Annotated in this window: 25 protein-coding genes; 16 read left to right on the plus strand and 9 right to left on the minus strand. The window is 44.3% G+C overall.

The features are described 5' to 3' along the window. Positions 1–3: 3 nt before the first annotated feature. The 6 genes from INQ51_RS08895 to prmA all read left to right on the plus strand — a co-directional run bounded on the left by INQ51_RS08895 (position 4) and on the right by prmA (position 6,487). The gene (locus INQ51_RS08895; protein ID WP_233377620.1) at positions 4–1,206 is read left to right on the plus strand and encodes a DUF4876 domain-containing protein; all 1,203 of its coding nucleotides are present in this window, start codon (positions 4–6) and stop codon (positions 1,204–1,206) included. Positions 1,207–1,238: 32 nt separating this feature from the next. Continuing rightward, the gene (locus INQ51_RS08900) at positions 1,239–2,765 is read left to right on the plus strand and encodes a DUF6850 family outer membrane beta-barrel protein (protein ID WP_233377621.1); all 1,527 of its coding nucleotides are present in this window, start codon (positions 1,239–1,241) and stop codon (positions 2,763–2,765) included. Positions 2,766–2,771: 6 nt separating this feature from the next. Beyond that, a complete protein-coding gene (locus INQ51_RS08905) occupies positions 2,772–3,662 on the plus strand; it encodes an ABC transporter ATP-binding protein (RefSeq protein ID WP_233377622.1) in 891 nt (296 codons plus the stop codon). 4 nt (positions 3,663–3,666) lie between these two features. After that, positions 3,667–4,335, plus strand: coding sequence for a hypothetical protein (locus tag INQ51_RS08910; RefSeq protein ID WP_233377623.1), 669 nt, complete (start codon positions 3,667–3,669; stop codon positions 4,333–4,335). A gap of 1 nt (position 4,336) precedes the next feature. After that, positions 4,337–5,572 carry a DUF4857 domain-containing protein gene (locus INQ51_RS08915; RefSeq protein WP_233377624.1) on the plus strand — a complete coding sequence of 412 codons (1,236 nt, stop codon included), beginning with the start codon at positions 4,337–4,339 and terminating at the stop codon, positions 5,570–5,572. Between the two features lie 78 nt (positions 5,573–5,650). Next, positions 5,651–6,487 carry a 50S ribosomal protein L11 methyltransferase gene (gene prmA, locus INQ51_RS08920; RefSeq protein ID WP_233377625.1) on the plus strand — a complete coding sequence of 279 codons (837 nt, stop codon included), beginning with the start codon at positions 5,651–5,653 and terminating at the stop codon, positions 6,485–6,487. Here prmA and INQ51_RS08925 read toward each other — a convergent pair. Continuing rightward, a complete protein-coding gene (locus INQ51_RS08925; RefSeq protein ID WP_233377626.1) occupies positions 6,477–6,989 on the minus strand; it encodes a metallophosphoesterase family protein in 513 nt (170 codons plus the stop codon). The two genes, prmA and INQ51_RS08925, sit on opposite strands and share 11 nt — an antisense overlap. Before the next feature lie 73 nt (positions 6,990–7,062). On the opposite strand from INQ51_RS08925, the gene INQ51_RS08930 reads away from it, so the two are divergent. From INQ51_RS08930 to INQ51_RS08970, 9 genes are all read left to right on the plus strand, one after another. After that, positions 7,063–7,341, plus strand: a complete 279-nt coding sequence (locus tag INQ51_RS08930) for a putative quinol monooxygenase (RefSeq protein WP_233377627.1) — start codon at positions 7,063–7,065, stop codon at positions 7,339–7,341. Positions 7,342–7,400: 59 nt separating this feature from the next. Next, complete coding sequence (locus INQ51_RS08935) at positions 7,401–7,895, plus strand: SixA phosphatase family protein (protein WP_233377628.1); 495 nt, start codon at positions 7,401–7,403, stop codon at positions 7,893–7,895. A 255-nt stretch (positions 7,896–8,150) separates the two neighbouring features. Next, positions 8,151–9,461 (plus strand): cytochrome ubiquinol oxidase subunit I, encoded by a 1,311-nt coding sequence (locus tag INQ51_RS08940; RefSeq protein WP_233377629.1) that lies wholly within the window; start codon positions 8,151–8,153, stop codon positions 9,459–9,461. After that, a complete protein-coding gene (locus tag INQ51_RS08945) occupies positions 9,454–10,467 on the plus strand; it encodes a cytochrome d ubiquinol oxidase subunit II (RefSeq protein ID WP_233377630.1) in 1,014 nt (337 codons plus the stop codon). Before INQ51_RS08940 ends, INQ51_RS08945 begins: the two co-directional genes overlap by 8 nt. A 149-nt stretch (positions 10,468–10,616) precedes the next feature. Then, entirely contained in the window at positions 10,617–11,318 is a 702-nt protein-coding gene (locus tag INQ51_RS08950) for a 16S rRNA (uracil(1498)-N(3))-methyltransferase (protein ID WP_233377631.1), read from the plus strand. A gap of 63 nt (positions 11,319–11,381) precedes the next feature. Next, positions 11,382–12,389: an alpha/beta fold hydrolase gene (locus INQ51_RS08955; RefSeq protein ID WP_233377632.1), complete on the plus strand. Its 1,008-nt coding sequence runs from the start codon at positions 11,382–11,384 to the stop codon at positions 12,387–12,389. Positions 12,390–12,535: 146 nt separating this feature from the next. Further along, entirely contained in the window at positions 12,536–13,639 is a 1,104-nt protein-coding gene (locus tag INQ51_RS08960; RefSeq protein ID WP_233377633.1) for a lipid II:glycine glycyltransferase FemX, read from the plus strand. A gap of 99 nt (positions 13,640–13,738) precedes the next feature. Continuing rightward, complete coding sequence (locus INQ51_RS08965) at positions 13,739–14,392, plus strand: DUF4159 domain-containing protein (protein ID WP_233377634.1); 654 nt, start codon at positions 13,739–13,741, stop codon at positions 14,390–14,392. A gap of 217 nt (positions 14,393–14,609) precedes the next feature. Then, on the plus strand, positions 14,610–15,185 hold the full coding sequence (locus INQ51_RS08970) for a flavodoxin family protein (protein ID WP_233377635.1): 576 nt from the start codon (positions 14,610–14,612) through the stop codon (positions 15,183–15,185). Positions 15,186–15,188: 3 nt separating this feature from the next. On the opposite strand, the gene INQ51_RS08975 is transcribed toward INQ51_RS08970, so the two are convergent. The 4 genes from INQ51_RS08975 to INQ51_RS08990 all read right to left on the minus strand — a co-directional run bounded on the left by INQ51_RS08975 (position 15,189) and on the right by INQ51_RS08990 (position 20,648). Further along, positions 15,189–16,067, minus strand: coding sequence for a hypothetical protein (locus tag INQ51_RS08975; protein ID WP_233377636.1), 879 nt, complete (start codon positions 16,065–16,067; stop codon positions 15,189–15,191). 328 nt (positions 16,068–16,395) lie between these two features. Beyond that, positions 16,396–18,051, minus strand: a complete 1,656-nt coding sequence (locus tag INQ51_RS08980) for a diphosphate--fructose-6-phosphate 1-phosphotransferase (protein WP_119439921.1) — start codon at positions 18,049–18,051, stop codon at positions 16,396–16,398. A 294-nt stretch (positions 18,052–18,345) separates the two neighbouring features. Continuing rightward, entirely contained in the window at positions 18,346–19,311 is a 966-nt protein-coding gene (locus tag INQ51_RS08985) for a glycoside hydrolase family 130 protein (RefSeq protein WP_194086718.1), read from the minus strand. Positions 19,312–19,313: 2 nt separating this feature from the next. Further along, the gene (locus INQ51_RS08990; RefSeq protein WP_233377637.1) at positions 19,314–20,648 is read right to left on the minus strand and encodes an MFS transporter; all 1,335 of its coding nucleotides are present in this window, start codon (positions 20,646–20,648) and stop codon (positions 19,314–19,316) included. Positions 20,649–20,824: 176 nt separating this feature from the next. Between INQ51_RS08990 and INQ51_RS08995 the strand changes: the two genes are divergently transcribed. Beyond that, positions 20,825–22,003, plus strand: a complete 1,179-nt coding sequence (locus tag INQ51_RS08995) for a glycoside hydrolase family 18 protein (protein WP_233377638.1) — start codon at positions 20,825–20,827, stop codon at positions 22,001–22,003. 108 nt (positions 22,004–22,111) lie between these two features. On the opposite strand, the gene INQ51_RS09000 is transcribed toward INQ51_RS08995, so the two are convergent. The 4 genes from INQ51_RS09000 to INQ51_RS09015 form a co-directional block, all read right to left on the minus strand. Beyond that, entirely contained in the window at positions 22,112–22,321 is a 210-nt protein-coding gene (locus INQ51_RS09000; RefSeq protein ID WP_119439917.1) for a zinc ribbon domain-containing protein, read from the minus strand. Between the two features lie 179 nt (positions 22,322–22,500). Next, positions 22,501–22,662, minus strand: coding sequence for an Arc family DNA-binding protein (locus INQ51_RS09005; RefSeq protein WP_233377639.1), 162 nt, complete (start codon positions 22,660–22,662; stop codon positions 22,501–22,503). Position 22,663: 1 nt separating this feature from the next. Next, a complete protein-coding gene (locus INQ51_RS09010; RefSeq protein ID WP_233377640.1) occupies positions 22,664–23,200 on the minus strand; it encodes a DUF6141 family protein in 537 nt (178 codons plus the stop codon). 26 nt (positions 23,201–23,226) lie between these two features. Continuing rightward, positions 23,227–23,751, minus strand: a complete 525-nt coding sequence (locus tag INQ51_RS09015; RefSeq protein ID WP_233377641.1) for a hypothetical protein — start codon at positions 23,749–23,751, stop codon at positions 23,227–23,229. Positions 23,752–23,753 lie beyond the last annotated feature (2 nt).

A 23,753-nucleotide genomic window follows, 5' to 3' on the forward strand; every position in this document is an offset into this window, starting at 1 on the left:
CAAATGAAAAGAATAGTATTTATACTACTGATTGCCTTGATGGTGGCTTGTGAAAAGTACGACGAACCGACAACCTATAGTTTTACGGTAAAAGTATTTTATCCTGAAAACGTTGAAAGCGGAGGCCCTGTTGCCAATACCGATATATTGGTTCGAAACACGCAAACAGGCCGCGAATTTATGGCAACAACCAATGCCAGTGGAGTGGCCGTTTTTGATGTAAGGGGAGGAAATTACGATCTGGTGATCTCGTTCCAGGAAAAACACCAAATAGAGCTGGATGGCTACCCAAGTATGAAAATGCTTTTGTTCAGCGGGAGCCTCACCGGGCAACAGATTATGGAGAACGGAATTCAGTTAAAAATAAACACCGAATACGTGATTGAATCAGAAGGCTTTGTAATAAAAGAACTCTATTCATCGGGTAGCAGAACTCCGGAAGGAGCTGTTTACAGCGCCGATAAGTTTGTTGAAATTTATAACAACAGCGACAAAGTGCTCTACTCTGATGGCTTGTGTTTCGGGGCTGTTCGTTATACCAGAACGTACGAGCCTACTCCCTGGGTAGATGCAAACGGCAATCTTATGCCCCGTATTCCCCTGTGGAGTTTTGTCCCCATTGTTCCCGGATCAGGACAGGAACATCCGGTTCAGCCCGGAGAGTCTTTTATCATTGCTTTATCGGGACTGAATCACCGCGACGATCCAAACGGAAACTCAAACTCGGTGGACCTTTCGGGTGCTGCGTGGGAAATGTATGTAGAAAACGGCAAATACGCAGATGTTCCATCAGTCCCCAATCTGCTAATGCAAAGAATCACGGCAGGCACCACCATGCTGATGGATACACGGGGAATGATCTGCATTCTGTTCAGACTGCCTTCTGATGAATATGAAAATATTTTTACAAATCCCGACAACTTTATGACAGAGCCGGGAGGATCAATGAATTGCTTCATGGTTCCATACGGCTGGATCATTGACGGTATTGAAAACCCGCAATTAAATGAGACTGTTTACAAACGATTGCCCAACAGCATTGATGTGGGCTACATTCAAACCAGAGGTGGATACGAAGGGGTATCTATCAGACGAAAAGTAAAAGAAGTGATCAACGGGCGAACCGTTTACCAGGATACCAACAACTCAAGCAACGATTTTCTCACCAACCAGGTGCCAACACCGGGAGTGATCGCACAACAATAATGAAAGGACACCGCAAAATACCGCTCTTTTTTATGGCTCTGGTCATGAGTTTTCAGACTTTGGCACAGAAGCAGGATTCGTTGCGAAATTCTTTGTCATCAGAAAAAATACTGCTTTTGAATACGCTTTGGTCGGAGTCGGGCAATGCGGCCGGTTTGCAATCTTTCGACATACAGCACCGCTTAGGCACAGCACGTCTTTTGTATCAGCACGAGAACGGCGATTATCATCGCTTCCAGGAAGGGGAAAAACAAAACCAGTATGGATTTCAGACCTACGGTTACCAGAAACTCAACAACTGGAAATTTTACGGGGCGTTTTCGTATTACAGCCAGGAAGAGAAAAAAGTAAAATGGGTAGATGTACTGAATCCTTATGACGACAACCCCTATACTTTGGGAGATGGAACCGGAGGTACCTATCGCAAAGAATTTTTTGACATGCAGGTGCGCGGTGCCTTAAAGTTAAGTTCGCTGATCGATCTGGGTTTTGATGTAAAGTACCAAACAGGAGTTGGAGCCCGCAGAAAAGATCCAAGGCCAACCAACAAAGCAACCGAGTTCGACTTTAAACCGGGGATCGTTTTCAGCCCCGGAAAGTTCATGGCGGGTTTAAACCTTCATCTTCAAACTGCCAAAGAAGACATTTCACTGAAAACGCTCAGCGATTCTACCTATAATTTCTTTCATTTCAGAGGAATGGGTGTGTACTCCGCCACCACCGAAATGGACGACCGAAGCAACCAATCCACTCTTTTGGGGGCAGGCCTTCAATTGGGATGGAAAGGAGATCGCTTGTCAAACCTCACCGAAATCTCTTTCTTTCAAAAAGAAACCGACATAAAACGCGGCAAACTGTCGCCCATTCAACTGGTGTTGCTCGAGAAATTCCAAACCGATGCAGCATCCACTTTTATCCTGCGCAACACTAACGGAAGTATTCATAAACTCAAATTGTACTTTACGGATAAACACATTTACGGACACGAGCCGGTAATGGAACCCAAAGCCACGCAGGAAAAATTTCAGTGGGAAACCATTGCCAAATACGTTCTGTACTGGCACCGGGAAGATAATTTCGGATTTGATTATTCGTGGTACACGTTTCAAGACAGGGATCACATAAATTGGGGAGTGAAAGCCAGTGCCATGATCACAGGCTCGGAAACCTCTTATTACTTTGTTCCGGAGAAAAACAAACAGAAACTTAACCAGTATAAAATCAATGCGGCCATCGAGAAAGAGATTAGCACAAACGTGGCCGATATTATTCTTTCAGCCAACGGAGCCTACCGAAAAGGATTTAACAGTCGGTTGAACCTGGTTAGCGACCCGGCTTTGCTGGAAACGACGCATACTGCAATGGTACAACACGATTTCGATTTTTGGAACAAAGGAATGACAGAGCTGGGTGGAAAAATACAGCTGGCAAGAAGAGTAAAAATGTACGAACACAGAGTACAGCTCTATACAGGTATCGATTATACAAAACGCTTCTCGCAAATGACTGGCGATCCAGAGAAGAACAGTACAAGCATACAAGTAGGAATCAACTTTTAACGAAACATGACTTCATACGCGATAGAATGCAATAATCTCACCCACTATTACGGGAAAAAAATGGTTTATGAGAACCTGAATTTCCGGGTAGAAGACGGAAGCATACTGGGGCTACTGGGGAAAAACGGAGCGGGCAAAACCACCACCATCAATATTTTGAATGGTTTTTTACAGCCCCGCAGCGGCGAGTGCCTCATCTATGGCGAGAATACGCAACACCTTACACCGCAAAACAAGGCACGTATTGGTTTTCTGATCGAAGGCCACGTTCAATATACTTTTATGAACATTCACCAGATCGAAAAATTCTATGCCCGTGTTTACCGGCAATGGAATCCGGAGCCGTACTGGGAGTTGATGTCGAAACTAAAAGTTACCTCGCGGCAAAAAATTTCGACCATGTCGTGCGGACAGCGGTCACAGGTAGCTCTCGGACTGATTTTGGCGCAAGACCCCGATCTGCTGATTCTCGACGACTTCTCGATGGGGCTTGATCCGGGTTACCGGCGGCTGTTTATCGATTACCTGCGCGAATATGCCAAAGCCAAAAAGAAAACCATTTTCACCACTTCGCACATTATCCAGGACATGGAGCGCCTGATCGACGATGTGCTGATTATGGATTACAACTGCGTGCTGGCACAACAAAACGTAAACGATTTTATGCGCTCCTTCAAACAGTTTTACCTCGAAGTGGAAGATCCGTCCATCGACCTGAAAAAGGAGGATTTTGTGGTGAACGTCGAAAAAGTACACAACAAGGTGGAGATTTACACCTACGAATCGGAAGAGTTTGTGAAGAAGTTTCTGGAGAAAAATGGCATTGAACACCGTGCCTTTCAACAGGTGGAAATGGGACTGGAAGATGCCTTTATTGGTTTAACCGGAAAGTATTAGGAATATGTGGAAAGCAATGATATACAAAGAGTGGCTAAAAATCAGGTGGTTTACCATCCTTTATGCTCTGTTGGGCATGTTGGCAGTGGGCTATCTTTTTTTGAAAGTGCAACACGACACCACCTTTAACCAGCCCAATAACTACTGGAATCTTATTCTTTTTAAAGGTCTTAAATTTTTCAGCCCCCTAAAATTTATCCCCCTGGCAGGCGGCTTACTGGTAGCTGTAGCCCAGTATTTCCCCGAAACGGTGAACAAACGCATAAAACTTACTTTTCATCTGCCGTTTAACGAAAACAAAGTTCTGCTGTGCATGATGGGCTTTGGCTCGTGTTGCCTGCTGGCGGTGTACCTCATTTTAATAACACTCTTTTCAGGAATTGCCGCGTTTTATTTCCCTTCCAACATTATTCTTCCGGCACTGGTTTCGCTTATTCCCTGGTTTCTGGCGGGTTTTTCCACCTACTACCTGGTGGCGCTGATCGTTCTGGAACCGGTTTGGAAATTCCGTTTTCTGTACTTGCTGGTGGCTGCCACATTTATTCCGTTGTTTTTTATTAACGGTTCCACCGCAGCCTACCAGCCGGTCAACATTACGCTGGCTGTTCTTACTGTTTTATTAAGTATTTCATTGTTGTTCTCGGGTTACCGGTTTAGAAAAGGAGAAATGTAAAATGGTAAAACTTAGCCGATACATATTAATACTTATTGCCATTACCGGGTTGGCAATTGCCCTTCCGAAACTTTACTGGATAGCCTTTGCCCAGCCCATAAAAAGCCCGTTTGTCCAGTACAGTGCAGTCGACCATGATTTCATGATCCTTCGCAACGAAGGGGAGACAGTTTTTACCAACACAAAAGGGGAAACATTCACACGCGAAGAGTACGAAGCCCGGCTTCCGTTTGTGTATACGCGACAGCTACTCATGAATCAGACTTTACCCGATTCGCTGAACGGAGAAGAGATGGATCCGCACCAAATCAGTAAGTACCGTTCCATTTTCAGACTAAAACCGGAAGACATTCGCGCTCCCCAGCCCTCGCTGTTCCCTTTGTTTGAGTCGCAATCGGGCCGCGTAAATCTTGAAATGCCCGAAGATTTTTTCCGCATCACCTGGCGGATGGAGTTTATCAATGCCCAAACCAACCAAATTAACGAAGAGAAAAGCCGCATGTTTTCAGCCGTTTTGTACAAACGCGGCTTTCAGTTTCCGGCCACCTCCATCAACGGCATTCCCACTACGCTCAAATCGTGCGACGAAGGTTACCTGGTGGTCGATTCGGCCAATCAGCTCTTTCATATAAAAATGGTGGAAGGAAAACCTTTTGTCCGACAGGTTGATTTACCCGAAGGACTGAAGTTCAAAACCGTTCAGTGTACCGACAACAGCGACAAACTTTATTATGCCTACCTTTTTTCGGAAGATAAGCACCTGTACATGCTAACACAGTACGACTACCTGCTGGAACGTTTCCCGGTGGATAACATTGACCCCGAAAAGCACGAAATACGCATATACGGCGATCTGCTGAATTTCAATGTCAGTGTTTTGGGCGAAGGCTTTGTCCGCTCGCATATTTTCGACCGCAACCTGAATCCGGTGGATGAATATTCAGAAAACTGGCCGGTTCAAAGCCAACGAAAAGAAGGGAAAATAGCCGCTGCTCTATTCCCTGTTCAACTAAGCATGACCGATCCCAACTCCGAATTTATCAACTTTTATTTTCAACCAAGTACTACTTATTATTGCTTTGCAGCAAGCCTTCTGCTTGCCTTTGTTCAGTTTATCCTTATCCGGAAAAGAAAACAAAAATTACTCAATCAGTTACCCGATATCCTGATTATCTGTCTAACAGGAATTGTTGGTTTTTTGGCAGTAAATTTCTTCCCCAACAAATTTTTCAGCTAGAAGGAAAAAGATAAATAGAAGCAGCCATTCGATACACGGATGGCTGTTTTTTTTATACCTTCACAAAAAAAATTTCCCATGGACTACAAAAAAGTAAGCATCGAAATAACCCCCTTCCAGGAATGGCTTCGCGAAGTGTTGACAGCGCAGCTTGCCGACATTGGGTTTGATAGTTTTGTGGATTCAGAAATGGGATTCGACGCTTATATTCCGGCTTCGGAATACCACAAAGGAGAATTGAACGAGGTACTGAACGAGTTCTCCGAAGACTTTTGTTTTGATGTAAAATCGGAACTGATTGAGGACCAGAACTGGAACGAAGAATGGGAGAAAAATTATTTTAAACCGCTGGTAATTGCCAACGAATGCGTGGTCAGGGCTCCTTTTCATACCGATTACCCAAAGCTGAAATACGAGATTGTGATTGAGCCCAACATGGCTTTCGGAACCGGAAACCACGAAACTACTTCGCTGGTGCTGGAGTCGATACTTCAGAACGATATGTCAGGAAAATCGGTGCTCGATATGGGTTGCGGAACAGGAATACTCGGCATTATGGCTTCGATGAAAGGTGCGGATAAAATCACTGCCATCGACATCGACAAGTGGTCGTACGAAGGGAGCCAGGAAAATGCAAAACTCAACAACATCCAAAACCTCGCTGTAAAGCTGGGCGACGCCAAACTGCTGAACGATGAGTCTTACGATGTGATTTTTGCCAATATCCAACGCAATGTATTGCTCAACGACCTGCCCGCCTACAACCACGTTCTGAACAACGGCGGAATCCTGATCATGAGTGGTTTTTACAAAGAGGATATTCCGGCCATCAAAACAAAAGCCGAAAGTTTGGGCTTGAAAGATGCCGGGTTCAAAGAAAAAAACAACTGGGTAGCTTATTCATTTAAAAAGTAGGAGCCACTTCGTCTCTTGGAATTTGCCAAACTTCCAGGTCGCGTATTTCCTTCCCTTCAATTGTAAAACGCACAGCGGTGCACACTTTGTGAAAGCCTTTGTAGCCGGCAGCCCCGGGGTTTATGTGCAAGAAATTATATTTCTGATCGTAAATCACTTTCAGAATGTGTGAGTGCCCGCTGATGAACAGATCGGGTGAGTTGGTAAAAATATCCGGCTTTACATAGCGTTCGTAGCGCCCCGGGTAACCACCAATGTGTGTCATCCAAACATCTACCTGTTCGCACTTAAAGCGCTGATGCATGGGGTGAACAATCCGAACATCCTGTCCATCGATGTTGCCGTAAACGGCTTTTAAGGGTTTAAAGGCCGCCAGCCGGTCGGCAGTTTGAATGTTGCCAATATCGCCTGCGTGCCAAATCTCGTCCACCTTTTCAAAAAAAGTAAAAATCCGGTCGTGGATAAATCCGTGTGTGTCTGATAAAAGTCCGATGCGCCTCATTTCTGTATTTTCTATTGCGATAAATTAAGTTAAATTTGTTTGAACCAAAATCAAATAACCAAAAATAATAAGCATGATTTCAATAGTAGCCAAATTTACGGTAAAGCAGGGAAAAGAAACAGAGTTCCTGAAATTGATTAACGAATTGGGAGAAGCGTCGAGAGCGGAAGCCGGATGCCTTGAATACATCTTGCATAAAGATGTTAAAAACGCCAATATCTATTGTTTAATTGAAAAATGGAAAGACCAGGAAGCCGTAGATTTCCACAACAACACGCCTCATTTTACCGGAATTGTCCCCAAAATAGTAGAACTTGCCGGGGCTGAAATTGATGTTTACACAAGTCTTTAAGAGTGTAAGCGAACCGCGCCACCGAGTTTTACGTAAAACTTCCATCTTAAAATAGCAAAATGAAACAGGTAGTGATAGTTCGACACGGAAAAGCCGTACCGTACGGTTACGACGACGATTTCAACCGCGACCTTCAGGATCGGGGCAAAAGCGATGCGGCACTGGTGAGTTCCGAATTAAACCAGCGAAAAGTTGCACCCGACCTGATGATATCGAGCCCGGCCAAAAGAGCGCTTAAAACCGCGCGTATTTTTGCTGACAACCTGGGCTTCAGCCAAAATAAAATTCAGGAAGTGGAAGATATTTACGATGGACTTACAACCGGTGAGTTTGTCGACCTTATCCGGGAATTGCCCGAAAATGCAGACACGGTTTTCTTTTTCGGGCATAATCCGGGTTTTTATTACTACGTAGCCAACCTGTTGCAATCGTTTCACGGCGACATGCCTACCACCTCCACCGTCGGAATTAATTTCGAAGTGGATGACTGGAAAGAAGTAAATGCACGTACCGGTTCGCTGGCGTTTCATTTGGTTCCGCGGATGTTAAAATAATGCCATTGGAATGTATGATTGCTGAACATTAACAATGGGCAATACGACAAAGTCTAAACTAAATTAACAGAATACATCCAACGTTAAATATGATTCTTTTCGGCCGTTCTCCAAAGCCTCTTAATCCACCAATTATCAACATATTGAATCCTCTCTTATCCTTGCAGGATGTTAACTTTTTGTGTTTCATCAAACCGAAACGTATTTAAAATGTTGATGAATGTGAAAACAGTTACAAACAATTAATACTACAACATGGATGCATTTATGGCTGCCCGCATGCAAATGGGGGTTTCGCTTGGATTTCATATCATTTTTGCCTGTATTGGCATGGTGATGCCCTGGTTTATGTTTGTGGCCGAATGGAAATGGCTGCGAACCAATAACCCGGTTTATCTCGATCTGGCCAAGGCCTGGTCGAAAGGAGTGGCAATTTTCTTTGCCGTTGGTGCCGTTTCGGGTACCGTTCTATCGTTTGAACTGGGCATGCTTTGGCCCGGCTTTATGGAGCACGCCGGCCCCATTTTCGGGATGCCTTTCTCGTGGGAAGGAACCGCCTTTTTTGTGGAAGCCATTGCACTGGGCTTGTTCCTTTACGGATGGAAACGCCTGAATAAATGGGTACACCTTTACACAGGCCTGATAGTAGGAATCGCCGGAGTACTTTCAGGAATTTTTGTAGTGGCCGCCAATGGCTGGATGAATGCTCCTTCCGGCTTCGATTGGATAGATGGAAAAGCCTATAATATCGACCCAGTAAAAGCAATGTTTAACAAAGCCTGGTTCTCGCAGGCGCATCACATGACCATTGCTGCCTTCTCGGCCACAGGCTTTGCCGTAGCGGGCGTACATGCCATTCTTTATTTGAAAAACAAACTGGAGATTCATGCAAAAGCCATTACCATTGCATTGACCTTTGCTTCAGCGGCAGCAATTCTGCAGCCCATAAGTGGCGACCTGGCAGCAAAAAATGTGGCCAAACTGCAACCCGCCAAGCTGGCTGCTTTTGAGTCTCATTTCGAAACCCAGGAACGCGCACCGCTTATTATTGGCGGAATACCCGATGTAGAAAATGAAACCGTAAAATACGCCATCAAACTTCCGGGCTTCCTGAGCTTTCTGGCACATGGCGATTTCAATGCCGAAGTAAAAGGTTTGGACCAGTTCCCAAAAGATGAATGGCCACCCATTCCGATCACGCATTATTCGTTTCAGATTATGGTGGGCATCGGCATGTTTCTAATGCTGATTGCGGCAATTTTCCTGGCCGCTACCTTCAAATACAAACACTGGCTGGAAAAGAAATGGTGGCTGAGAATGTTGTTTATTGCCACGCCTCTGGGCTTCATTGCCGTAGAAGCCGGCTGGATTGTTACCGAAGTGGGCCGTCAACCCTGGATCATTTACGGCATTATGAAAACAAAGGACTCGCTCACACCCATGCCGGGAATCCAATATACTTTTTACACCATATCAGTGGTTTACCTCATCCTGAGCTTTGTGGTTATCTGGCTTCTGAGCAGGCAAATCAAAGTATTACAAGCTAAATACATGTCCAATGGTTGAAATAAATTTCCTGATAATGGTCATCAGCCTCTTTTTGTACGTGCTGCTCGGAGGGGCCGATTTTGGAGGTGGAATTCTTGAATTATTTACCCGCGGGAAAGCGGCCAAAATTGTCACCAAAGCGATCGCCCCGGTTTGGGAGGCCAACCACATGTGGCTGATCCTGGTGGTGGTAATCCTTTTTGTTGGATTTCCAACGGTTTACTCCACGGTTCTGACGGCTTTGCATATTCCGGTTTTGCTTGTGCTGCTGGGCATCATCATGCGCGGATCGGCTTTTACCTTCAGGCATTACGACATTGATGAGAAGCGCCCGATGAAAATCTATTCAGCCATCTTTCAGTATTCCAGTCTTGTTACTACCTTCTTTTTAGGTGTTACGCTGGGCGGAATTATTCTGGGCGAAATCACTGTCGATTACCGCGAAGGCTTTTTCGAGGTGTACATTCACCCCTGGTTGAATCTCTTCTCAATGAGCATGGGCTTGTTCCTGGTTTTGCTGTTCGCATTTCTGGCCGGCATTTTTACCGTAAGCGAAATAAAAGACCAAGAGTACGTGCAGTATTTTGCCAAAGTGACCAAACGCCTGCTGTTGGGATTGGTACTCACCGGAGCCTTGGTTTTTATCACCGCCGAACTCGAAGGCCATCCTTTGCTGATGGAATTTATCCAGTCGCCGGTAAGTATTGCAGCCATTGTGCTGGCAACACTCGCCCTACCCTTTTTGTGGAAATACCTGAACAACCCGAACCGGTTGATGCTTCGGCTGATCGGGGGTTTTCAAACCACCATGATCGTGATTGGTTGGTTTGCCATACAATTTCCAATTATTGTAAACATCAAAGACGCACCGGATATCACCCTGCAAAATGCCGGGGCACCCTACAAAGTTCAGTTGTATCTGCTGATCGCACTCGTGGTAGGTGTTATAATTATCCTTCCGTCGGTTGCTTACCTTTACAAGGTTTTCAAATTCGAAGAAAAGTCGGTCAGGGAAAATGAATAAACCACCAAACATTGGCAATCACAGGTTTTTACACAATTCAAGTTTGGTTAACTGGAAAATAAATCCGGCGGGCTGAAGCTCGAATGCCGGCAAAAGTAAGCAATAAGCATGATTTGATTACTTTTGTGTAAATCACAAATCGAAACAAAATGCAGCTTTTTTACATCCCGGAAATAACAGGAAACACAGTCACACTTGATGCCGATGAATCGAAACATGCGGTAAAAGTACTGCGATTAATCAGCGGCGACCAAATACAGATTGTGGACGGGAAGGGTGGTTTTTACCGGGCTGAAATACTGGATGCCCACCCCAAAAGCTGCAGCCTTTCGATTCTGGAAACCCATAAAGAATTTGAAAAGCGCGACTTTAGCCTGCACCTGGCCATTGCCCCAACCAAAAACATCGACCGTTTTGAATGGTCTCTGGAGAAATGCACTGAAATAGGCATTGATACGATTACTCCCTTGCTTTCGGCGCATTCAGAACGAAAAATCATCAAACCCGAACGGCTGGAAAAGATCCTTGTTTCAGCCATGAAGCAATCGGTCAAAGCATACCTTCCGAAGCTCAACGAACTCACCCGTTTTGAAGACTTGGTCAGCGCTGATTTTCAGGGAGAAAAATACATTGCCCACTGTAACGACGGAGAAAAACCACATTTACAGAAACAAGTTTCAATGGGAAAAGATGTTCTGATACTGATTGGCCCCGAAGGTGATTTCAGCCCCGAAGAAGTTGAACAGGCCAAAGCTGCAGGCTTCACCGAAATTTCGCTCGGGAAAGCCCGGCTGCGTACCGAAACCGCCGGCGTGGTGGCCTGCCACATCGTAAACCTGGCCAACGAATAAAGCCGCAAGCCTGAACATTGAACGAAAGAATTTCGTTTCAGAAAGATTAAAACAGAAATTACCATGAAGACAACGAGAATGATGACTGCTTTTATTCTATTTATTTTTGTTCAGGCAGCGGCATCCGCACAATCGAACCAGCTAAAATGGCTCGATCTGGAGCTGACAAATTATGACTACCCCTATCCGGTTGAATACCTTCGGTTAAATGTGCAATTGCAAAACCTGAAAATGGCTTACATGGATGTTAAACCCGACAATTACAACGGAAAAAACATCGTACTTCTTCACGGAAAAAATTTTAACGGGGCTTACTGGAAAACCACAATCGAAGCTTTGACAAAAGAAGGTTTCAGGGTGATTGTGCCCGACCAGGTTGGCTTTGGGAAATCGTCGAAACCCGAGCATTTTCATTATACATTTCAGCAATTGGCAATCAATACAAAAATGCTGCTGTATTATCTTCAGGTTACAAAAACCGCCGTTTTGGGGCACTCCATGGGCGGAATGCTGGCCACCCGCTTTGCGTTGATGTTTCCGGAAACAACCGAAAAACTGGTTCTTGAAAACCCAATCGGGCTGGAAGACTGGAAACTGGTTGCTCCTTACAAACCGGTGGAATGGTGGTACGAAAACGAGCTTAAAAAAAGCTATCAGCAAATAAAGGATTACCAGCTGGCAAGTTATTACGACGGAAAATGGAGCCCCGATTACGATGAATGGGTAAACCTTTTGGCCGGATGGACATTAAATTCGGATTACCCGCGTATTGCCTGGAATGCGGCGCTAACCTACGATATGATTTTTACGCAACCGGTATTGTACGAATTTCCGCAGGTACAGGTGCCTACCCTGCTGATTATCGGAACCCGCGACCGGACGGCACTGGGAAAAGGACTGGTTTCGGAAGAAGTCAGGGAAAAAATGGGATTGTACGAAGAACTTGGGAAAAAAACACAGGCAGCCATCCCCCACTCTGAATTAGTAGAGATTCCGAATATTGGTCATCTGCCGCACATTGAAAGCTTTGATCAATTCATCACTCCCTTAACAAAATTCCTGAAAAAATAGCCCCATAAATCCTCTTTCCATCCGAATTCTGCCGCCTCTTTTGGGGCAATGTTAGCAGTATGTAACCAAAGCTGAAATACCCGGTGTTTTGACAATTAAATTTTTATTCCCCTTTATATTGGATAGCTTTGCCCAAAATTTTGGAGATGGATTGTACGATTGTTCAAAAGGATATTGAGGAGATTAAGCCAAGCAACATTCTCTCTCAAACACCTTTCTGGGGAAGATTAAAGGATAAGCAAGGCTTTCAACCCAAAGGATTTGAAATTTCAGTGTCAAAGGATACACTTTTCAGCCATGGCGATGTGCTGGGAAGTGAGAGCGATGATCTTTTGGTGCTCATCAAATACATCGATGCCACTCATTGTTTTGCCTATGTTCCGTACGGTCCGGAGTTGGAGCCGGAGTTCGAAAACCAGGGTGTTTTTCTGGAACAACTGTCGGAAACCATCAAGCCTTACCTTCCGCACAACTGTATTTTCATCCGCTACGATCTGGCCTGGCAAAACCAGTGGTCGGCCGATGACGATTATTTTGATGCCCATGGAAACTGGACCGGGCCACCCGACGAGCAGGTTCAGGAGTTCAGGGTTAATTATAAAACCATTAACTGGAGACTGAAAAAAAGCCCGAGCGACATTCTCCCCAAGAATACGTTTTTCCTGGATCTCACCCAGCAGGAAGATACACTTTTGTCGAACATGCGTTACAACACCCGCTACAATGTAAAACGGGCGCTGAACCAGGGCATCAGAATTCAGGAATACGGCGTCGAACACATCAGCGAATGGTACCGTTTGTATTACGATACAGCGGTTCGGCACAACCTGCCTTTGCAAAACGAACAGTATTTTCTGAGCATCCTTAAAAAACAGGATAATAACAAAAAAGGGGTGAAGGTAAAAATGCTAATGGCCGACTGGAAAGGAGAATACATGGCCTCTATGTTTTTGGCGCTGTCGCACAAGCGCGGCACCTATCTTTACGGAGCTTCAGCCACCAATAAGCAAAACATTATGGCCAGCTATGCCCTGCAGTGGGAGTCCATAAAAATGGCGAAGAACTGGGGCTGTTCCGAGTACGATATGTTTGGCTCGGCTCCCAACATCAACCAGAGCCATCCTTTGCACGGAATTCATATTTACAAGAAAGGTTTCGGCGGCAATTTGTATCACCGAATGGGTTGCTGGGATTATCCTTATTCCCAAAAACACTACGATTTATTCATCGTCCAGGAACTTTGTAACTGATGGGTAGAGGCACGAGAAACACCTCTCCACATCTTTTAAAAATTGAAGGAATAGTTTTGGGTTTCAGATTCGTGTTGTATTTTTCGGAAAATTTAAGACATGCGGTTTCAACTGGTAATTTGGATTATTTTTCTGGCAGCGGCTGTAAATGCGCAAAACAGCGGTGTAAAAATCGCTTTGCTGAAATACAACGGAGGTGGCGACTGGTATTCTGATCCGACCGCACTCCCAAACCTGATCGAATATTGCAACCGCACGATAAACACCAACATTCAAACTGAACCATCTACCATTGAAGTGGGCAGTCCTGAGATTTTTAATTTCCCGTTTGTAGGCTTAACCGGGCACGGCAATATTATTTTCTCGGAAAGCGATGCCACAAACCTGCGCCACTACCTCGAAGGCGGCGGCTTTTTATATGCTGACGACAATTACGGGATGGATGAATATTTTCGCAGGGAAATGAAAAAAGTTTTCCCTGAAAAAGAGCTGGTTGAATTACCACCTTCGCATCCGGTTTTTCACCAGAAGTTTGATTTTCCCAACGGAATTCCCAAAATCCACGAACACGATGGGAAACCTGCGCAGGCCTTTGGAATTTTTATTGAAGACCGCCTCGTTTGTTTGTATACCTACGAATGTGACTTGGGCGATGGCTGGGAAGACGAAGCCGTACACAACGATCCGCCCGAACTCCGCGAGAAAGCACTTCAAATGGGTGCCAACATCATTTCATTTGTGTTTAATCAGTAGTAGAAGAAATGCGTGAATGCTGAAATGCATAAATACTGAAAACAACTGCAAATAATACACTTGCAATAAGATAATAAAACGGAAAGAATACCAAAAACCGCGATTCAGCACAAATTGAATAAGCTAAAGCCTGCAGCTATTTTATGCCCAATTAGCTTACATATTGAGATAAATAATCATTAAAGCATTAACGCATTCAAGCATTTTAGCATTAATTATGAAGATACTAGCCATAAACGGAAGCCCACGGAAAAACGGAAACACTGCACTTTTGATCCATGAGATGTTCAAAATTTTTGAAGCGGAAGGTTTTCAAACCGACTTGGTACAATTGGGGAACAAACCTGTGCATGGCTGCACCGCTTGTGCCAAATGCAAAGAAGAGCAAGACGGACGGTGCCACATCAAAAACGATCACCTGAACTTGTGCATCGGGAAAATGCTGGAAGCAGATGGGATCATCATCGGATCGCCGGTGTATTTTGCCGATGTCACCACCGAAATTAAAGCTTTGATTGACGTAGCCGGATATGCAACCCGTGCAAGTGGCCATCTTCTGAAAAGAAAAGTGGGAGCCGGTGTTATCGCGGTCCGTCGCGGCGGAGCACTTCATGCCTTTGAAACGATCAACAACTTTTTCTTGATCAACCAAATGATCGTTCCGGGATCGAGTTACTGGAACTTTGCCATCGGGCGTAATCCGGGAGATGTGCTAAACGATGACGAAGGTATGCAAACCATTCGCACCCTGGCCGACAACATGGTCTGGCTCCTCAATCAACTAAAAAAGTAGGTTTTATTTGGTTACTACCACCAAAAACTTCGAAGCGTTCCAGAAAATATTCTGGTTGTCAACAAACAAGGTGTCGGCTGTTTTTTCACCCGAAATATGAAACGATCCCGCCGGATGAACCGTGATCACCTCTGCTTTTTTGGTATTTAACGGGATATAGGCAAAGTCGCGAATATCAACCGCGGTAAATACTTCTTTGTTGAAATCTTCTTTTACAACCGATGTACGGCCAATTCCCAGGAAACCGCCGCTCCGGTCAACCACACCACTTTCCTCCAGTTCCTTGCGGCTGCCAATTACATAAAAAGCCTTGTTGAGCTCATGCACCTGTCTGTCAATGGTATTCGATTTCTCCTGGCTTTCCGATTCCATCACCGCAATCTTCTCATTCAGCTGAATCACGTCGCGGCTTAGGTTCTGAACGTCGGTATTCAAACGCGCAATTTCTGCATCCTTTTCGTCTACCTGCTTTTGCAAACTGCTTACCAGCCGTTCAAGCTCGGCAATGGTCGAATTCAGCTTTCCAACTTTGTAGTTCGCGTTGTTCAGCTTTTTTTGCAAGGCAGCCAACTGCTCCTTGTTCTTTTGCAACATCTCATTCAGCAGCGCCACATCATCCAGTATCGCCTGTTTCTGGCTGTAGCTCATCTCACGTTGTCCGCTTGATTTCACGGTCACCAACTTTTCCATCGTTTTAATGGAATCGAGCGTGGCCATTATCTCGTTGAAATCTTCGAGATAGCCTGTCACTGCGGAATCCTTTAGCTCGGCCTCCCGCGTAATGCTGTCTCTTTCCTGGGTAAGTTTTGATACATCCTTTTTATAATTCTGGCAGGAAACTGCTACTGTTACCAAGATCACTGCAATAAATAACCTGTTCATACCTTTCTGATTTTTATTACGCTATATTAACGAATTTCGCGTTCATAATGATACGTTACCTGCCAGAAGTTTTACAATGAAAGCAAAACGTGAAAACGGAACGCTGGGAGCATTGATTTTGACAGATAATCACGAATAAAACAGCGAAAAACAGTAGTATCTGAGTTATCGGTGTTCTATTTGGTTTAAATTATCTCTTTTGCTTTTCTGATAGCTTCGTCGAAATAATACAACTGTATTTTCTCGTTGATTTTTGGCAGGTAAAAAAAGGCCATCCGTCAATTGACGGATGGCCTTGCTATAATATACTATATAGTCTAATTGAGTCTTACTTATTTTGCTCGAATTTCAGCGTTTCGGTAGTAAGGTCGCAAACCTCGGTTGGTCCAAAATACTGGATCGGGCCCGGGTAAACAAAGTCGGTATTGTAAGCCCACTCTCCTCTTTTCGATACAAAGTATTTGAACGGAGCGCCTTCCAATTCAACCAAAGCTTTTTGAATCACCGGTTTCATATGACCGTGACGTTTTTCCATGTTCATCATCATGGTTACAGGCACACCACCGGCAATCCATTTATCGGCCGGAGCAGTCGTATTTCTTACCGATGACATATAACCGGTTTTTCCGGCAGCCACCAAAACAGAAGCTGTGTAACCCAAAGAATAGCAGTAGTCGGCATCGAAATTCGACGGAGCAGCACAACGTCCTTCGTAACCGAAGAAGTGGTATTGTGTTCCGAATTTACCAACGTATTCTCCGTTTGCTTTCATTTCATCCAAACGGGTGCTAACCATTTCGCCCAGTAACTTTTCAGTTTCAATCAATGAAACCTGAACGTTTCCGTGCGGGTCGCGATCAAGTGTCAACTGGGTAGCAATACCATCAGGCAACGAACGGAATACGCTCGAAGAAATTTCAGTCAGGTGCGTAGCAACCCACTCGTTACGGTGGCTTTTACGCAACATTTTGAATTCCTTTTCTGAATCAGTGCCTTCAGCTAGCAGGTCGTTCAATTCCGAAATCAGCACTTTCATTTCAGGAATGAACTCAACCAAACCTTCAGGAATTAGCGCTACACCAAAATTATCACCGTTGTCGGCACGTTTGGCAACCACTTTTGCCATGTAATCAACCACTTCGCCCAAAGTCAGTTTTTTATCGGCAATTTCTTCTGAAATAAGCGTAATGTTGGGTTGTGTTTTTAACGCACATTCCAAACCGATATGCGAAGCTGAACGCCCCATCAGTTTAATAAAGTGCCAGTATTTTTTAGCAGAATTGGCATCACGCTGGATGTTACCGATCAGCTCAGAATAAACTTTTGTAGCGGTATCGAAACCAAACGAAGTTTCAATCATTTCGTTTTTCAGGTCACCATCGATGGTTTTCGGACAACCGATTACCTGCACACCAGCATTGATTCTAGCATAGTATTCAGCCAACACACAGGCGTTGGTGTTTGAATCGTCGCCACCAATAATAACCAGCGCATTCAGGTTCAGGTCTTTGGCAATTTCCAAGCCTTTGTCGAACTGGGCTTCGTCTTCCAGTTTTGTACGGCCCGAACCAATGATGTCAAAACCACCGGTGTTGCGGTATTCATCCACAATCTCGGCAGTCAGCTCAACATATTTATGATCTACCAATCCGCCGGGACCACCTAAAAATCCAAAAAGTTTGCTGTCGGGATGAATGTTTTTGATGCCGTCAAAAATTCCGGAAATCACATTGTGTCCGCCCGGAGCCTGACCACCCGAAAGAATTACACCCACATTAACAGGAGCACTTTCAGCAGCCTTTCCACCTTCTTCAAACGTAAGGATGGGCATGCCGTAGGTGTTCGGGAACAAGGCTGCAATCTCCTTCTGATCGGCAACCGATTCGGTTTTTGCACCTTCCACCACTTTAACAGCTCCTTTTAACGATTTCGGGAGTTTTGGCTGGTATTTGGCCCTTTCTTTTTGTAATGCGCTAATATTCATTTTAATATGTATTAATTGATTTTTCGAAAAGCGCTCCAAAAATACGGGGAATTTGGCAGGATGGCTCCTCTTAACAAGTTTAAAGTAAACGATTTAAAGTAAAGTTAAAAGGGGGCCAAAATTCAGGAAAAAGAAAATTGTTAGAAGCTGAGAGCCACGATCTTTGCACCATCGGCTACGATCTGGCGGCTACGCTCCAAACTTCAGATAAAGCACTCTATTCTGTAGAAACAAAAATTCACCGGCTGAACAACTATCAACCGGTGAATATTGTATGATGCGCAAGCACTAAAATCAGATTGAATTGGCTTTAATAAAGTCGATGATCTCCTGTTGGTAGCCAAAGGCCATTCCTACCACCGTGTCGGCGGCACCGTAATAAACAGCTACTTTTTCTCCGTCGCTAAGAGCAGCACACGGGAATACTACGTTCGGCACATCACCGGCCAACTCGTACGACTCGGCCGGAGCCAGCAAATACGGTTGTGTGCGGTACAGCACTTTCGAAGGATCTTCCAAATCGAGCAGAGCAGCACCCATCGAATAGCGAAAACCATTACAGGTATTGATTACGCCGTGATAAAATTCCAGCCAGCCATCTTTTGTTTTGATCGGCACCGAACCGGCTCCGATTTTGGTACACTGCCACGCGCTGAGTTCAAAAGGAGTAACTTTCATAACACAACGGTGTTCGCCCCAGTATTTCATGTCCGGGCTGTAACTGATCCAGATGTCTCCAAACGGCGTGTGCCCGTTGTCGCTGGGGCGGCTTAGCATGGCATATTTCCCATTGATCTTTTCAGGGAAAAGCACTCCGTTCCGGTTAAAAGGAAGAAAGGCATTTTCGCACTGATGAAAAGTCTTAAAATCGAAAGTATAGGCAATCCCGATGGTTGGGCCGTGGTAGCCGTTACACCAGGTAACCCAGTAGCGGTCCTCGATCCAGGTTACGCGCGGGTCGTATTTATAAGCCGATTCAATCATTTCGGTATTTCCGGCTATCATTTCAATGGGTTCGTGATTGATCTCCCAATTGATGCCGTCTTTGCTGAACCCGGCAAAAATATTCATCTGAACCGCTTTGTTGTCGCAACGGAAAACACCGGCAAAACCATCTTCAAACGGTACCACAGCACTGTTAAAAATACTATTCGAAGTAGGAATGTGGTAACGACCGATCACCGGATTTTGTGAGTAGCGCCACATTACATCGGGGCATCCCTGCGGGCGCTCTTCAAAAGGAATTTGAATCTTACTCATAATCATTGATTTTTATGTTGTTTCTTTTTTGAATCGTCATACGTGAAGGGGATAAAATAAGTTATCAGGAATGCCGGGATTGTGGCAATCAGCACATAGATAAAGAAGTCACGGTACCCCAGTAAATCACTAAAATAACCACTTGCCATTCCCGGAAGCATTACTCCCAGATTCATAATTCCGGAAGCAAATGCGTAATGCGACATCTGGTGCTTTCCGGGAGCAATTTGTTGCATCATAAACAATATCAAGCCCACAAAACCAAATCCATAGCCAAAATATTCCAAGGTGATGCAACTTCCGATTAAATAAAGATTAGTGGGCTGTGTAACCGCCAGAAATGTATAAGCCATAAAAGGAAGGTTAAATACACAACACAGGGTAAAAAGAGTTCTCTTTAATCCAAACCGGGAAACATAAATGCCAGCCAGTAAAGAACCAATAACAAAGGCAGCAGAGCCAAAAACACCATTCAGAGTCCCAATCTCGGTAAGTGTCAGTCCAAGTCCGCCCACGTCTCTTGAGGCCCTTAAAAACAAAGGTGCAATCTTCATGATAAAGCCTTCTCCCAAGCGGTACAGAATAATAAAGCTGATATAGTAGAGAATGTGTTTTTTCGTAAAGAAATTGGCAATTACGGCAACAAGCTCCCGCCCCACTTCACGCGATGTTTTTTTGGTAGTTGACGGAACCTGCGTGGAAGGCAAAACCCGTATGTGATACATTCCTATCAAAACCATAACGGCAGCAATAACGCCGAAAATAATCATCCAGGCCGACGAATAAGCTTCCTTGTTCACACTTAAAGAAGCTCCCTCGATCGCTCCAAAATGCTGGGCCAATGCTCCGGCCAATGCCACCAAACCTCCGTTGGCTACCAGTTTGGCCACATTGTAAAAAGCACCTTGCACTCCTATGTATTTCGCCTGTGTTTCTTTATCGAGCTCGGCCATGTAAACGCCGTCGCAGGCAATGTCGTGGGTAGCTCCGCTAAAGGCAATCACCGCCATGGTAGAAATGCTGATCGCAAAAAAGTAGTCGAAAAACAAGGAGAAAGCCACGATTCCGAATAAAACGCCACTTGTTAATTGCGTTACTACTACAAAGAACTTTTTGGTCCGGTACATTTCAAGAAACGGACTCCATAAGAACTTCAGTGTCCAGGGCATCATAATAAGAGAGGTCCAAAATGCAATTTGTGTATCCGAGATTCCAAGATCCTTGAACATAAATACGGAGACCAGATTAATGGCAATAAAAGGAAGGCCCATCGCAAAATAAGCAGTTGGCACCCAAAAATATGCCGGCTTTACCTGTTTCTTTCTTTCTTTCAGCATGTAATAGATTTTAATTCATCCGGTTGATTGATTCGTCTAAAAACGAGGATTCGAAATTACATTATAATTTATTTCTTTTTAGAGATTTCAATAAGGATTTTAAATTTTTTAAAAAAGTTTTTAGATTGAATTTGGAAAAGCCATATTTTTACCCTCAATAATTAAAGCTGTACATCATGAAACAATCCTTTCTATCTACTTTAACCCTTGCCGTTTTGCTGATCTTATCAGGCTGCAACCCGGCGCCAAAACCCAAAACGGAAGCCCAGACAGACAACACTTCGAAAGATTATATGGTGGTAGCCTATGTGGCGGGCTATCGCGACTTTGATTTCTCGACCATTGATGTATCGGGAATTACGCACATCAATTATGCTTTTGGAAACATTCGCGATGGAGAAGCCATATTTGACACCACAAAAATTGATGGCAAAAACCTGACTCCCGCTGACATTGTAAAGCTAAACTCGCTGAAATCAAAAAATCCTGACTTGAAAGTTTTGGCTTCCATCGGTGGCTGGTCATGGTCGGGTGGTTTTTCTGATGCGGCACTAAGCGAAGCATCGCGTGCCCGCTTTGCCCAAAGTTGTGCGAAGTTTGTAAAGGACTATCAACTCGATGGAATCGACCTCGACTGGGAATACCCCAACCAAACCGGAGCAGGAAATATCCACCGTCCGGAGGATGTTCACAACTTCACCTTAATGCTGAAGGCAGTGCGGGAAGAGCTGGATAAAATGGCTGTGGAAGAAGGCAAGGGCAAACATTACCTGCTTAGTATTGCCACGGGAGCCGACCAAGCTTATGTTGATAACACCGAACTGGGCAAACTGGGCGAATACCTCGATTTTCTGAACATTATGACCTACGATTTTTACAACGGATTACATACCGTTAACGGACACCACAGCAACCTGTATCCTTCGGCTCAACCGGAGCTGGACATGAACAGCGTAGTTAATGCGGTGGACATGCACACAAAAGCAGGGTTCCCGGTTGAAAAGATCAACCTGGGCATTCCTTTTTATGGCCGTATTTGGAAAGGCGTTGAAGCAAATGGTGACAAAATCCTGTTTAACCAGGCGGAAACCGTTGGTATGGGAATCGATTATATCAACTTCTATCAAAACATAGATGCAAACGGCTACACCCGCTACTGGGACGATACAGCCAAAGCACCTTACCTGTGGAATGCGGAAGAAAAGACTTTTATCTCGTACGAAGACGAACAGTCGATTGCGCTAAAAATTGATTACCTGAAGAAACGCGGGCTGGCGGGTGTTATGTTTTGGGAATACAGTGCCGACCACGAGCAAAAACTGCTGAATGCCGTACTTTCAAATTTGAAAAAGTAACTGTAGCTCTCTCATAAATGCTAAAATGGATCCGATCTCTTTGATAAGATCGGATCCATTTTTTTATCATTCGCATTCTGATTTTTACAGAAGCGGAAGCAGATAAAACTAATTGGTCAAAAAATCGAGTACATTGCTGGCACCACTCGAACGACCGCCTTTGTAAAATTCGGTATAGCCACAACGTTTGCAGGAAACAGCGGTAAAACGGCGGTTTTGAATATTGAAAAACTTGGTGAACCCAGCGCCGGTAGTGCGAATTTCATCTACTTCATAATCCCAGCCACTGCATTTCGGACAACTAAAAGCTTTTTTCATGACGTTTATTTTTGATTTTTCTGTTTTCTCAATATAAGTATCACTTTTAAAAAGAAATTACTCGCGAAATCAGCAACCCAACCTCCGAAAGACTAATGAGAATTCACCGCATCTTTATTTTACTGCTTTTCCGAAAAGCGAAGCTTTATTCTGTCGCTCTTACACTCATCTGTTTCTACTTATTCGCTGTTCTTTTTTAGGCGTTTGGCATCTTTTAATGCATTGTAAACAATCCATTCCAATTGTCCGTTAATACTCCGAAAATCATCAGCCGCCCATTTTTCCACGGCTTCCATCAAATCCGGGCCGATGCGTAACACAAATGTTTTCTTCTTTGACATTTCAAGCTGTTTTTTTCCCTTTCATCACTTTATCCATCGCGTATATAATGGCTTGCTTTTTCTGTGTGCCTATCAGTATCCTTTTTCCATTTTTCAGGTGTAACTGAAGTCCGGTTCTTCCCGAAATAATGTATGCCTTTCCACTTCGCCTGCGATCCTTGATCCCGTATCCACCGTATTCGCGGTACGGTCTGTACTTTCTTAAACGGTAAGAATGAATACCGGACACACTAATTTTTTCCCATTTCTTTTTATAGGGGAAATACCTGACATATATGCCGTCTTTTTCGATTTTAGTTCGCAAACGTGCAATCGAATTAATGACAATAACTACTGCCAGAATAGCCAAAAACAGTAAGACAATTACCACAAAAGACGGATCCGAAAAAACTTCTCCCGTAACGCTTTTCCTGCTGTAGTTGAGACGGATAAACCAATAGCCCAATATTCCCATTCCGAACATAGTTGTAATCAATATGGTTTTCAGCATCCTTCTTTGGCTTACCTGTTGTTCTTCCAGAAATAGTGGTTTTTCCATTTTTATCGTTTATTCTGTATAATCCCTTATTGGGCCTGCATCATCTTCTTTATGGCCGACTCAATTGCCTGCTTTTTTTGCGTTCCAAATAAAATTCTCCGACCATCGGTAAGATAAAGCTGCAAGCCAATGTTTCCTGTTGCGTTCAATGCCCTGTTCCGCCGGCTTCCTTTTATCCCCCATCCTCCGTATTCTGTTACCGGATTGTATTTTCGAACCTTAAAACTTTCGATTTCACTTTTATCGATAAGCTTCCATTTTCTAATAATCGGAGGATAGCGGTATCTGATACACTCTTCACTTATCTCGACAATAAGTTTCATTGTTGCAACAAGCCAAATAATGCCTGACATTAAAATTGTAAGCCCCAAAAGTACTACAACCAAGTCTGAAATACTTCCGGTATGATTCCCGCAATGTTTTCCAGCAACGACCTGCAAAAAGATGCAATAAATAAAAGGAAGAGTTGCTATCAGCGTAACCGGTATAATCAGCATCCACAACCATCGCTGAGAAAATTTCTGTTCTTCCCGAAAAAGAACTTTCTCCATAA

The sequence above is a fragment of the Maribellus sp. CM-23 genome, from assembly GCF_021354595.1.
Taxonomy (GTDB): Bacteria; Bacteroidota; Bacteroidia; order Bacteroidales; family Prolixibacteraceae; genus Draconibacterium.